This window comes from Streptococcus suis (assembly GCF_002964575.1).
GTDB lineage: Bacteria > Bacillota > Bacilli > Lactobacillales > Streptococcaceae > Streptococcus > Streptococcus suis_R.
In genome coordinates, this window is sequence record NZ_POQQ01000044.1 from 1 (window position 1) to 13,429 (window position 13,429).

7 protein-coding genes and 1 pseudogene are annotated in these 13,429 nt (G+C 42.3%); all 8 read right to left on the reverse strand.

Annotated elements, in window-relative coordinates:
• A partial coding sequence (locus C1E58_RS05560; protein ID WP_153055824.1) for a mucin-binding protein occupies positions 1 to 5,482 on the reverse strand: 5,482 nt, incomplete at its 3' end.
• A gap of 322 nt (positions 5,483 to 5,804) precedes the next feature.
• On the reverse strand, positions 5,805 to 7,385 hold the full coding sequence (locus tag C1E58_RS05565; RefSeq protein WP_105209668.1) for a DEAD/DEAH box helicase: 1,581 nt from the start codon (positions 7,383 to 7,385) through the stop codon (positions 5,805 to 5,807).
• Positions 7,386 to 8,033: 648 nt separating this feature from the next.
• The gene (locus C1E58_RS05570) at positions 8,034 to 8,738 is read right to left on the reverse strand and encodes a hypothetical protein (RefSeq protein ID WP_105209669.1); all 705 of its coding nucleotides are present in this window, start codon (positions 8,736 to 8,738) and stop codon (positions 8,034 to 8,036) included.
• Positions 8,739 to 8,751: 13 nt separating this feature from the next.
• Positions 8,752 to 9,630 (reverse strand): ATP-binding cassette domain-containing protein, encoded by an 879-nt coding sequence (locus C1E58_RS05575; RefSeq protein ID WP_105209670.1) that lies wholly within the window; start codon positions 9,628 to 9,630, stop codon positions 8,752 to 8,754.
• A gap of 161 nt (positions 9,631 to 9,791) precedes the next feature.
• The gene (locus C1E58_RS05580) at positions 9,792 to 10,370 is read right to left on the reverse strand and encodes a YitT family protein (protein WP_105209671.1); all 579 of its coding nucleotides are present in this window, start codon (positions 10,368 to 10,370) and stop codon (positions 9,792 to 9,794) included.
• A 93-nt stretch (positions 10,371 to 10,463) separates the two neighbouring features.
• Positions 10,464 to 10,847 carry a PH domain-containing protein gene (locus tag C1E58_RS05585; RefSeq protein ID WP_105114637.1) on the reverse strand — a complete coding sequence of 128 codons (384 nt, stop codon included), beginning with the start codon at positions 10,845 to 10,847 and terminating at the stop codon, positions 10,464 to 10,466.
• An 86-nt stretch (positions 10,848 to 10,933) separates the two neighbouring features.
• A complete protein-coding gene (locus C1E58_RS05590) occupies positions 10,934 to 12,508 on the reverse strand; it encodes an ATP-binding cassette domain-containing protein (protein WP_161951280.1) in 1,575 nt (524 codons plus the stop codon).
• Positions 12,509 to 13,231: 723 nt separating this feature from the next.
• Positions 13,232 to 13,429, reverse strand: a pseudogene (locus C1E58_RS12390) (transposase); the annotation flags it as partial.

The following is a 13,429-nucleotide window of genomic DNA, read 5'->3' on the forward strand; positions in this document are numbered from 1 at the left end:
CTGGATTATCTGGGTCCACCTCAGTACCTGGATTCTTAGGATCTTCTGGGGTGACGGTTACTACTTTTTCTCTTACGACGACTTCAAATGGTTGGTCTGTAGCCTTATCTGTGTCGAAGACTTGACCACCTTCTTTAGTGAAGCCGTCTGTCACCACTTCATAACCTTGGTTGGTGAGCTCTGTAATACGAGCTGTGGTGGTGTAGTTAATCGGCTCGCCTGACTTACCTGTGACTTCATCGACAGTACCAAGCGTTTTACCTTTGTCATCTTTGTAGGTGATGGTGGCTTTTTGAGCGTCCTTCACATATCTAACGATAACTTCAGTGTCTGGATCAGTTGCCGGAACATCCTGAACAGCTTCGACACTTGCCTTGTCTGGTGTGTAACCTGCAATAGCTGGTGTGTCTACTTTGTCGAAGTCATCATCAGTTGAGGTCCAGTCACCATAAGTCACTTCTTTAGTCACTAGGTTAACGGTCGCAGTACGTTTGTAGGTCAGCGTTTCAACAACATCTGGCTGAGCTTCTGAGCCATCTTCGTATTGGTACTTGATAACTCGTGTGACGGTTTGATTGAGGTCACTTTCCTTCAAGCCATCTGGCCATTCTGGTCCGGCTGGATTATCTGGGTCCACCTCAGTACCTGGATTCTTAGGATCTTCTGGTGTGACTGTAACAGTTTTAGCTTTCACAACAACAGTGAAGCTTTGGTCACTAGCCTTATCGGTATCGAAGACCTGTCCGCCGTCTTTGGTGAAGTCATCACGAACCACTTCGTAGCCTTGGTTAGTAAGCTCTTTAATACGATCAGTTGTGCTGTAGTTGATTGGCTCACCTGACTTACCGCTCACCTCATCAATAGCTCCTAGCTGTTTACCGGTGTCATCTTGGTAGGTGATGGTAGCTTTTTGAGAATCTTTCACATATCTAACGATAACTTCAGTGTCTGGATCAGTTGCCGAAACATCTTGAACAGATTCAACACTTGCCTTGTCTGGAGTATAGCCTGCGATTGCTGGGGTATCTACCTTATCGAAGTCATCATCAGCTGAGGTCCAGTCGCCAGGAGTCACTTTTTTAGTTACCAAGTTAACAGTTGCGGTACGTTTGTAGGTCAAGGTTTCTACGACATCATCCTTAGCCTTTCTTCCATCTTCGTATTGGTACTTGATGGTACGTTTTACTGTTTCGTTTAGGTCTGTAGCTTTGACGCCGTCTGGATATTTCGGTCCGTCTGGGTTACCTGGGTCAACCTCAGTGCCTGGATCTTTCGGATTGTCTGGTGTGACCGTTACAACACGGTCTTTCACAACAACGGTGAAGGCTTGGTCCGTAGCTTTATCCGTGTCGAAGACTTGTCCACCATCTTTAGTGAAGCCGTCACGAACTAATTCGTATCCTTGGTTTGTCAGTTTTGTAATTCGATCTGTTGTTCTGTAGTCGATAGGCTCTCCTGACTTACCTGTCACTTGGTCTACTTCACCCAACTGCTTACCTGCTTCATCTTGGTAGGTGATGGTTGCTTTTTGGGCGTCTTTGACATAGGTCACGATGACTTCAGTGTCAGCTGCGGTTGCCAAGATATTTTCTTCAGCTGCCACACTTGCCTTGTCTGGAGTATAGCCTGCGATTGCTGGGGTATCTACCTTATCGAAGTCATCATCAGCTGAGGTCCAGTCGCCAGGAGTCACTTTTTTAGTTACCAAGTTAACAGTTGCGGTACGTTTGTAGGTCAAGGTTTCTACGACATCATCCTTAGCCTTTCTTCCATCTTCGTATTGGTACTTGATGGTACGTTTTACTGTTTCGTTTAGGTCTGTAGCTTTGACGCCGTCTGGATATTTCGGTCCGTCTGGGTTACCTGGGTCAACCTCAGTGCCTGGATCTTTCGGATTGTCTGGTGTGACCGTTACAACACGGTCTTTCACAACAACGGTGAAGGCTTGGTCCGTAGCTTTATCCGTGTCGAAGACTTGTCCACCATCTTTAGTGAAGCCGTCACGAACTAATTCGTATCCTTGGTTTGTCAGTTTTGTAATTCGATCTGTTGTTCTGTAGTCGATAGGCTCTCCTGACTTACCTGTCACTTGGTCTACTTCACCCAACTGCTTACCTGCTTCATCTTGGTAGGTGATGGTTGCTTTTTGTGTATCTTTACTATACGTAACTATAATCTCTGTATCTTGCGCCGTTTCCGGAACGTCCTGAACTGCTTCGACAATTAACTTATCTGCTTCATAACCGTCAATAACAGGAGAAACAACTTCATTAAAATCATTGTCAGCTGATGTCCATGGGGTATAGGCAAGAGCTCCAGTAACGACATTTACCTTAGCGGTACGAGTAAATGTCAATGTTTCTTCAACTGTCGGTCTTGCCTCTGCTCCGTTTTCGTATTGATACTTGATTGTACGTTTTACTGTTTCGTTTAGGTCGCTTTCTTTTACTCCGTCTGGATATTTAGGTCCAGTTGGATTAGTTGGGTCTATCGGAGTATTTGGCTCTTTAGGAGCATCAGGAGTTACCGTCTTAATTTTTTCACGCAAGATAATTTTATAAACTTGACTTGGTGCTACGGTTCCGACTCCATCCTCAATACTATCGAAGTAAGTCGTTTTATTAGAAAAACCATCACTAATTACTTCATACCCTTTATCTATATAGGTCTGTAGAATATCAAGCGTAATACGTTTTGAAATAATAGTTCCTTTTTCACCTTGTTCCCTTATAGTATGAGACAACTTATCAGGACCGGCTACATTCCCCGTTTCAACATCCACTGGTCTTAAATAGATCTCCATTAATGCTTTTGCTGCTTTTTCGTAGACATAAGTCAATTCTTTTAAAGTATCTCTTTCGACAACACCTGTTTCAGCATCAATTTTTACGATTCTTCTAAGTTCATTAGGATCTTCGGTAACTGGCCTTAGAGTAGAAGTTGATGGATCAATACGCCTTAAATAATACTGATCTATCGCATCACCTTCACCCGTAGTTACCATGAAATGTTTATAATTTCTTGTATCGTACTGTTCACCAGTTGCCCCATGTCCAACAAGGGTAGCACTACGCTTGATCGTTTCCCCTTTATCATTCACATAGTGAATGATGACGCTACCTTTTTCAGCATAGTAATAGGTCACATGTTGTTCATTAGCAACATTGTCATTGACCAGCTTCATCTGCACACCGCCGAACCCAAAAGGTTTACCATCTTTACCTTTCAAGCTGACCGCTTTGTGCTCTGGAATAAAGAAATTACCTTCAGGGAAGTTTTCATTATTTCTAGGAAAATTATTCGTTTCCCCTGTTATCACATTTGTAACAGTTTTAGGCTTAGTTTTATAACTTTCAAACTGATGTTTAGAAGTATAGCTATGACTACCTTCTAAAGTATTTACTGCTCCAGGAACAATTTCTTCTGACGTAAAGAACTTAATAAAGTTTTCTGAAGTAAGGTCTGCTTCGGTGATTTTAGTATTTTTATCCAGGGATAACATATTTTTACCATCTGGATTTAATAAATAAATGTGCGCTTTATGGGTACCATCTTTTTGGGTCACTTCCAATACACGCACCAAATTGTGCGTCATGATACTTTGAATCGTTTTAGCACCCACCTTGTAATCTGCCGCTAAATCTCCCTTAAGAACTGTTGGAACATCTTCGGCAATTAGCTCATATTTATCAAAATCTAGGGCACCTGCAATCGTGTAGCTATCGCCTGTCAATGCTCCTTTTTGAATAAAAGTAGCAAGGGTAGTTTCAGCTCTCTTATCTGTCGCTTTTACAACATATTTCGTTTCTTGTGTTGTCCGAACTGGAACCAAAACATCGTGAATATTCAGTTCTGTACCAACAGATTTTGGACTTACCTTATCATAGATGACTGTATTGACATTACCACCGTGTGGATTATTAATTTTTAAATTTTTGCTCGTAGAATTACTTGGATCAGGAGTAAATTGAAATCTATATGTATAGTTATCTTTCTCGTATTGAGCTAGAGTATTAAACTTACCTGTAGAACCTTGAGCAATTTCTATAGATTCTAAAATTTTATTACTTTGACGCTTATCAACTAGATCTGCATATACTTTATTTATTTCTCCTTCTTTAGCTGTAGAAAATTGGAAGAAATAGTCTTTTTTATATTTGTTATTAAAAGTCGTTGCTTGATTTGGTTCTTTTTGCGAAGCTAGATTTAATACCATAAAGACTTCACGTCCTTCTGGTAAAGTCGTTCTATATGCTTCAGGAACAACAGTAGTTGTCGCAGTCACACTTGCATCGCTAGCTGCCTTGTCAAAATTCGCACCCGCTGTTTTAGCCTCATCAGGAACAATCCACTCTGTCGTTACATAAGATACAGTATTTGCACTTCTTGTAGCATTTTCGATAGCCCTAAAACCACTTGTCCCTTCCGCATTACCACTAGCTGCAACGGTCATTTCTGTCAGCGGATTATCCTTCTCATCTTTTTTCCGAGTTACAGCAAAGGAAAGTATGTTGGTTTCGTTTTCAGCAACAACCTTAGTTATGACATTCGGCTGCCCATCTGCTAGACGATAACCTGAACGAAGCTTATCAGCAGTGATAGTTACCTCAGTCTTAGCCACCTCATCAGTAGTCGTAACAGAAACATAGCCTACTTGACCAAGCTTTTTCTCTTCACCTGTTTCCACATCCGTTTGAACAACCTTATAAGGAATATTGACTGTACGTTCTATGACTGACTTAGCTTGAACTTCAGGAGCTTCTGCAAATGGTTGAGCGTCTGAGATAGCGCTTTTATTTTCTACCGCTGGAGAAGTACCTGAATCTTTTACGACTTCCTGACTAGAAACCGATTCTGCATTTGGCTTAGCCTCATCACTTTCTATTTTCTCAACGCGGAAGGTAATAAGATTATCCACACCTTCAAGGATATTCACAGTCTGTTGAGCATCCTGGTCTACTACCAGACGATAGCCCTCTGGTAATGTAGATGCTACTACCAGACTGTAGCTAGCTTGCTGATCAACAGTTGTCAGCTCTATGGATAAGGTTTCTGATGAAATTACCTCATTCGTAGGGTCAATATAGCGGACAGTATAAGTAAGCACAGCTTGTCTAGACAAAACCTCTTCTTCCACAAGGGGAGCTGGTTCCGTCTGGACTTCTTCACTTTGCAAAACGTCAGCTGGTTGAACTTGGTCTGTGACCACTTCTTCCTTTACATCTTCACTAACAGGCAAAAGTGTCGATGTTTCCGACGAAACTTCTTCTGAAAGTGGCAAACCATCTGCTCTATCTTCACTAACAACAACTTCTTGCACAGGAGGAGAAACCGGTATTTCCTCGGTAGCACTTACCTTACTCCCCGCACCCAAGACTAGAGATACTCCTAAAAGTACACTGGCAGCACCAAAATGAAATTTTCTGATTGAAAACCGCTGTCTTGCAGCGTACCAATCGAAACCTTTCTTGCCTTTTTTCATAAAAGGACTCCTTTCTATATATCAACATCCGTCTTTGATGGACATATATATACTATCATTTTTTAAGGATTTTTTCAAGGGAATATGCGTAACTATAAGTAAGTCTACTAGACTATATGCTGGGCTTATAGGATATATATATGCATAGGTATATTTTTTATTTATTTACAGATGTTCAGATTTCTGTTTATTTCAACAGAAAGATAATCACTAGAACATTTTTATATTTGCTTGAATTTTATGCGTTGTTAAACAAGTCTATTTTTAACAAATAAAAAAGAGTATCCCCCTTGAGGAAATACTCCTTGTATAAATATACTTTTTATCTCTCACCCTTATTGCGAATTACAAAGCCTGTTTTCTTTTCACTTGAGGTGCGTTGGTGTGGTTTTTTATTATCTTGACGGCGGTTGTCACGTTTGAACTTGTCATCGCGACGGTTGCGGTCATTGCGGTCACCACGACGTCCTCCACGATCTCGATTGCGGTCACCGTCACGACGACCTCCACGATCACGGTCGCGACCTCCACGTCCACCTTTACCCTTGGCTTGACCAGGCGCAAACTTGAATGGTAGCGGTTTTTCACGCGCAATTTCCACTTCTGGCAAGCTATCTGGATCTTGCACGGTCAGGCTGAGTACGTAGAGAGCAAGCTCTTCAGGGGTAAATTCAGCTGCCAATTTAACCGCATCCTTCTTAAACTTATCAAAATTGCTACGGATAGTTTCATCAACCATATCACGTTCAATCTTCTTCAAAGCAACTTTTTTCTTGGCTTCAAAGGCTTCTTCAGCAGTTGCCGGCTTCAGTCCCTTCATACGTTTCTTGGTCAAATCTTCGATGATAGCCAAGTAACCCATCTCGTTTGGAGATACAAAGGTAATAGACTGACCGGATTGACCAGCACGACCTGTACGACCGATACGGTGCACATAGCTTTCTGGGTCTTGTGGAATATCGTAGTTGTAGACATGTGTCACACCTGAGATATCCAAACCACGGGCTGCAACGTCCGTCGCAACTAGGACATCAATTTGGTCATTTTTAAAATCACGGATGACACGCAGACGTTTGTTTTGGTCCAAATCTCCGTGGATACCTTCTGCACGGAAACCACGCAATTTCAAACCACGCGTCAATTCGTCAACACGGCGTTTGGTACGACCGAAGACGATAGACAATTCTGGCTGGTCAACGTCCATAAGGCGTGTCATGGTGTCAAATTTCTCATTTTCTTTGACACGGATATAGTATTGGTCCACGTTGACATTGGTCAATTCCTTAGCCGCAATCTTAACGTGCTCAGGCTCTTTCATGAACTTGACACCGATACGCTTGATTGGCTCAGGCATGGTCGCAGAAAATAGAAGGGTCTGGCGACTTACTGGCACACGTTCGATGATGGCTTCAATATCATCCAAGAAGCCCATGTTAAGCATTTCATCCGCTTCGTCAAGAATGAGGGTTTCAACGCCGTCAAGCTTGAGAGCCTTGCGTTTGATCAAGTCCAAGAGACGACCAGGTGTACCAACAACGATGTGAGCACCTGAACGAAGAGCCTTGATTTGTTTTTCAATGCTTGAACCACCGTAAACAGAGCGAACTTTTACTCCTTTTTCACGACCAAATTTGAAAAGCTCCTCTTGACTCTGCACCGCCAACTCACGCGTTGGGGCAATAATCAATGCTTGAACAGCTTGATTGTCGATGTCAATCTTGTTGAGGGTTGGCAGACCAAAAGCTGCGGTTTTCCCTGTCCCCGTCTGGGCCTGACCAATCACATCTTTTCCTTCCAGAGCAAGCGGAATGGTCTGCTCCTGGATTGGTGACGGCGTTTCAAAACCAGCCTTCTCAACGGCAAGCAAAATGTCTTCTGATAGATTTAATTCAGTAAATTTCAATGTATTCTCTTTTCTAAAAGGCAGTGCGAAGCTACCTTATCTCACTTTTTTTGTAACAACTATTTCCACTGGCAGCGAACTACTACTCAATGAAAATCAAAATTAGCCTAGCTCCAACAGTCTAGGAATAGACTGTTGGAGGTGGGAAATCCCACGAACATTGTTCGTGTCACAACAGTCTAGGAATAGACTGTTGGAGGTGGGAAATCCTACGAACATTGTTCGTGTCACAACAGTCTAGGAATAGACTGTTGGAGGTGGGAAATCCTACGAACATTGTTCGTGTCACAACAGTCTAGGAATAGACTGTTGGAGGTGGGAAATCCTACGAACATTGTTCGTGTCACAACAGTCAGAGTAGTGACTATTGGAGGTGGGAAATCCCACGAACATTGTTCGTGTCAATTAGTCGAAGGTAGAACACTGTTACTTCCTTGTTTGTAGGTAACAGGCTGAAAAGCTCCACTGGAGCTTTTCACTCACCAAGACGAGTTGACAACGGATGGCTTTGATTTTCGCAGAGTAAACCAGTATCAGACTTGCAACTTACCTAGTATAACACATTCTCAGCATTAAGGTGAGGATTTACCTTGGAAATCAAAATAATACGTTTTCACAAAAAGCAACCTCTCTCGAGATTGCCTATTCTTACTTCAATTCCTTTTTTGAAAATAGCAGAGCACCGCAGATGAAGTAGCCCAAACTAAAGACCCGCGCCAAGATTGATGGCCAAGAAAGCAAGTTCTCCAAGTCAGCTGCCACAGATACTTGTGAAAACATCATAAAGTCCGCAAAAAAATCCGTTTTAAGAAGAATGCCTGTCGCCATCATGAACAACTGATCAAACAAGAAGGCAATCAAAATATAGACCATGTAAGCCTGATAGATTTTTGGGAAAATGACAAACAAGATTGTACAAAAACTAGCAATCACAATATAAAAGGGCAACTGATAAACAAAACCTTCTAAAAGAACCCCGTAATCTGTTGCTCCATTCATCATTTGACGAGCAAAACCAGTCAGCATATAGGCAAATAAGACATAGAAGACACAAAGTCCCACACTAAACAACCACTTGTGAGTAAAAATCTTCAAACGGTTCTGAGTACGCACCAGACTATTATTAACTGTCCTAAACTGGAAATCCTCCCCAAAGAAAATTTTAGCTGGAGTCACAAAGAAAAGCGGTAATAAATTTGCCCAATTGGACAAGATCTCTTGAGCACCTGTAGAGCTCAGCTCCTCTCGACTGCTATAAGCCAAAATCAGACTGAGGACAATCAAGATTGCCAGACTAACCAAGGACAATTTTTCCTTACAAATACGATACCAATCTGCTTTCACCAAATTCATTTTCCATTTCCTCCTACTTCAACAAACCCAAATAATACTCTTCCAAATGCTGACCCTGACGGTAAATCTCCAGAATGTCAACCCCTGATTGACCAACCAAATCAATAAGAGATTGAACATGTTCATCCGCATCCAAGACCAAACCAGCCTCTTCCAGACTAACGGCAAACCCCTTTTCTTCCAAATAAGCCTTCACACGAGCATTGTCTGCCGTATCCAGATAAAGCTTTCTCGCCACAACCGCTGCCAAATCAGCCCTGGTCAAATCACGAATGACCTTGCCCTTGTGCATGATGACAAAGCGGTCTGCCAACAACTCCAACTCCGACAAGATATGACTAGAAATCAGGACCGTCATTCCGTACTCATCCCGCAAGCGCAGGATGATGTCACGTACCTCCTTGATCCCAGACGGATCCAAACCATTGATGGGCTCATCCAAAATCAAAAACTCTGGAAAGTCAATAATCGCTAAGGCAATGGACATCCGCTGCCGCATCCCAAGCGAAAAATTCTTGACCTTCTTCTTCCGGTCCACATCCCCCAGACCCACTAAGTCCAGCACCTGCTGGATACGCTCCTTTGGATTTTCTGGGGATAATTGCAGAGCTGCATACATGAGATTGTCCCAGGCAGACATGTTAGGATACAGGGTAGGCGACTCAATAATAGCCCCCATCTTAACTGGTTTTGGAAAGACCAGTTGACCAGCCGAGGGAAAAATCAGCCCTGACAAGATTCGGATCAGAGTTGTTTTCCCCGCACCATTTTGCCCAACCAAGCCACAAATCTCTCCACGCTGGATGGCGAAGGATACCTGATCTACCGCAGCCTGCTGACCATAGACCTTACTCATCCCCTCAATCCGCAACAAGACATTCTCTCTATTCATACAAGTCTCCTTTTTTTGTATCTTTGTTTTGATGTCTTAATTGTATCACACAAATAACACAGCGTCAAGTCAAAAAATTAAAAAAGTTTGGAAAGAAGCCAATTCAAAAAATAAAACCTATACTCACCGTCCAGTACTGACTGGTGAATACAGGTTCTATCCTATTTCCATTTGGTCAAACATAAGTCTAAGGATTTACTGATAAGAAAGACCATAATCAAGGTCCAAAACGTTTTGGTCCAACCAATTTTAAAAGCCAAGGGTGTCACCACCAAAATATCAAAAATCAAAATAACCCTTGTAATCTTCCAATTGAAATATTTGTTACATAATAGGGCAACAATGTCACTGCCTGCTGTTGAGCCGTTTCCTTTAAGAACCAGGGCCATGGACAAACCAGTCGCTAGACCAGCTAAAATAGCAGAGGGAATAAGCGGAAGCCATTGGGCTTGTAGAAATCTTGTCACATACATGGTCACCGACATAGAACCCACTGCCAAAAAAGTATAGAAGACCCTTACTCTACTCAAAAAACGGTAGGCCAAAACAAGGAGAACACCGTTGAATATAAAACTTGTTACCCCTGCTTCCATGCCCATAGTGTAGTAAAAAAGCAAGGCAAGCCCTGTGACCCCACCTTCTCCAAACTCATGGGGAATAACCAACATATTCAAAACTAGGGCATACAAGATCCCACCCATAACAATCAGTAAACAATCTTTTAAACCTATCTTTGACATAAAAACACCTACTGGATTTGTCTATATTTAGTATATCAAAAAAAGTAGAAAGCGGATACACTTTCTACTCATTCTACACCGAGATTGTTAGGTTTATTTCCCCAAAACAGCGGATGCTAAGGCTTTTTGAATAGCAATAACACTCTTGTCACTCTTGAACTGAAGAGTTTCTGCAGGCTCTGCCGCAGAAGAAATCCAAATTTTTAATTCTGCATCCAAGTCAAAATGGCCTGAGGTTTCGACCGTAAAACGCGAAATCGAACGATAGGGAATAGACTTATATGAAACCTTCTTACCAGACATTCCTTGCTTGTCCACCAAGATCAAACGATACTCAGTAAAGACAATCAAGTCACGAACCAAGCTAAAGGCCATCTCCACCTGTTCAGCATCCAAAAGGATATCTGCCAAATCCTGCTCTACCTTATCATTATTCATCTGCGAGGCATTGCCCATCAAACCTGAAAACAAACCCATTTGTTTACTCCTTTTTTACTTTTCCTTATTTTACCGAAAAATTTGGAATAAAAAAAGCAAAAACCCCAGAAGAGTTTTTGCTGCTGTCAAACTGATAGATGAACCTGCTCATCAAAGAGGGCTAAAAAACTTTCCTCCTGAGAGTGTGTCACAACAATCACCAGTTTGTCCCTTATTTTCTCGAGACTATCTGCAATCAATTGTTCGCTTTGAGAATCTAAGCCTGTTGTAGGTTCATCAAATAAAAAGACCTCTGCATCACGGTAAAGGGCACGCGCCAAATCAAACCGTCTCTCTTCCCCACCTGATAATTGCTGAGAAGAGGTCAAGAGAGTAGCAAATCCATCTCCCTGCCGATAGAACCAGTCCTCTAAACCAACTTGCCGCAAGCAACCCATTGCTTTATTCTCATCTAAAGGCGCAAACAAGGTCAAATTATCCCCGATGCTAGCTGTAAATAGATTGGTTTTCTGCGGTAGGTAGTAAATTTTCCGAAAGAGGGCAAGCTGATCCAGTTCTGCCAGATTCCTCTGGTTGACCAGGACTCTTCCAGCCTCTGGTTTCTGAATCCCCAGCAAGAGGCGGAGCAAGGTCGTCTTCCCACTCCCGCTCTTGCCCAAGATAGCATATTTTTTATTGGCGTGAAAAAGATAAGAAAAATTCTCCACAATCAGATGGTCTTGATAGCGACAATCAATCCCTTCCAGAGCAAGGCTCGTAATGGATTCCTTCAAAACTGGCTTGGCAGCTTGACCTTCTTCCTTCCTATTTAAGAGACCTGTCAACTCCTCCACAACCGTCCGACTAGAAAGATAATCCGTCAGCAAGCCTGACATGGTTTGGATAGGACCTGCTACAGTTCCCATCAGGGTTGTCATAGCAATCAAATCCGAAATGTTCAGCAGACCTTGGAAGACAAATATCCCTCCAATAATCCAGGAACCTGAATAGACTACGCTGCTCAAACTGTAGGAAACCGCATAGGTCTGGGATTGTTTTTGGGCAAAACGGTTAGCACGCCTAGTGTATTCCTGACTAGATACCGCCAGCTTTTCTTGAAAAACTGGCGTGATGGTGCTGATGCGGATAAAAGAGAGAGCTTCTACAAACTCACTAAACAAGGCGAGATAGGCATTCTTCTCCTCCTGACTGTCCTTTGTCACACGAGCTAAAATCCCCTTATTAATCACCGGAGCCAAAAATGGAATAAAGCAGAGCACCAACATGATCATAGCCATGGTTCCTTGAAGGTAGAGAGCCCCAATCAAGGAAAAACTAAAGACTAATATGCTTGTCACCATGGATAGAAGCGGCGTTAGATAGGTAGTTTCTAAGATGTTCAGATGATGAACCAAGACATGGACCTTATCTGCCTGACTGTCTTTTGCTGCCTCTCCTAAGTCCTCACGCGCATAGACAGTCACTAATTGATTGCGCGTCTCTTCCATTATCTGATTGATCAACTTAAATTTTAGATAGCGCGGCAGATAGTCAAAATAGCCGTCACATAAAAAGAATACCACTGCAATCACCGAACTAGTCATAAATGCCTTTTGGTCACCAGATAAGGCCGCTTCCGAAACTCGCGCATAAATAAAACCCGTTGCCGCTAAAATCAGAGCATAGACCACCGACACAGCAATATAAGCAACTATTGCCAACTTGCATTTTCTAAGGTAGTAAAACACAGTTCAGACCTCCAATCCATTTCCATTTATATAATTATAGCATACTATAATAATACTTTTTTTGCAACGATAACAAAATAAAAAAAAGCCAGGGCTTGCCTGACTTATTATAGGATTGATTGGATTGGCTGAAGCTCATCGAAGCGACTTAAGGAAGCATTAACTTGATTTTCAAAGCTGAATACTGACTTTAATACGCAAAGAAAATCAAGAATAAAACTAGGCAAGGAGCTGAAGATTGAACTTAAGGTTCATCGAAGCGACTTAACGAAGTTTTAACTTGATTTTCAAAGCTGAACAGCTGTAAACTGACTTCCGTCAGTTCCCATCTCCCACTAGTAGAAAAGGGCCACTGGACCTTAGCCATTGGTAAGCCGACTGCTGTCGGCTCTTATCTCCAACCTTTCACCTCGCTTGACATCTCAAGGCTCGGGCTTCTATGGTCACTTTTTCGTTTTAAGGTGACCAGCTGAAACAGTTCCCCGAACTGTTTCACTCCCCCAAACAAGCCTCGCTGTTATATTTTTTAGCTCGGGTTAAAACACTTCGCTTTTTTATTTCTAGGCTCAGGTGAGGCTGGGCAAAAACTAGCCAATAACTAGCCAATAACTAAAAAATACACAGACAGATTGAGCTGATTTTGATGAAATCCAGCCGAACTGTCTGTGTTTTTCTTTCTTTTTCTACTCTCTTGGACTAATTTCTTAGTCAATTTCGTTAGATTCATGCTCATTAGGAGGAAGCCTATCTCGGTTTCAACCACTTTTTGACCTCTGACATGAACTCTGCGCACGCCAAAAACACCCTTCATCCTACCAAATACAGGTTCGACATCCACCTTGCGTTTGGCATAAATGCGGGCTCCCTCTTTACTTGTCAATTCCTCTTTGACTT

Bases quoted from the DNA above. Each gene is read 5' to 3' on its own strand.
- C1E58_RS05570 (WP_105209669.1), bottom strand. From the start codon at position 8,738: ATGAATTTGGTGAAAGCAGATTGGTATCGTATTTGTAAGGAAAAATTG.
- C1E58_RS05575 (WP_105209670.1), bottom strand. From the start codon at position 9,630: ATGAATAGAGAGAATGTCTTGTTGCGGATTGAGGGGATGAGTAAGGTC.
- C1E58_RS05580 (WP_105209671.1), bottom strand. From the start codon at position 10,370: ATGTCAAAGATAGGTTTAAAAGATTGTTTACTGATTGTTATGGGTGGG.
- C1E58_RS05585 (WP_105114637.1), bottom strand. From the start codon at position 10,847: ATGGGTTTGTTTTCAGGTTTGATGGGCAATGCCTCGCAGATGAATAAT.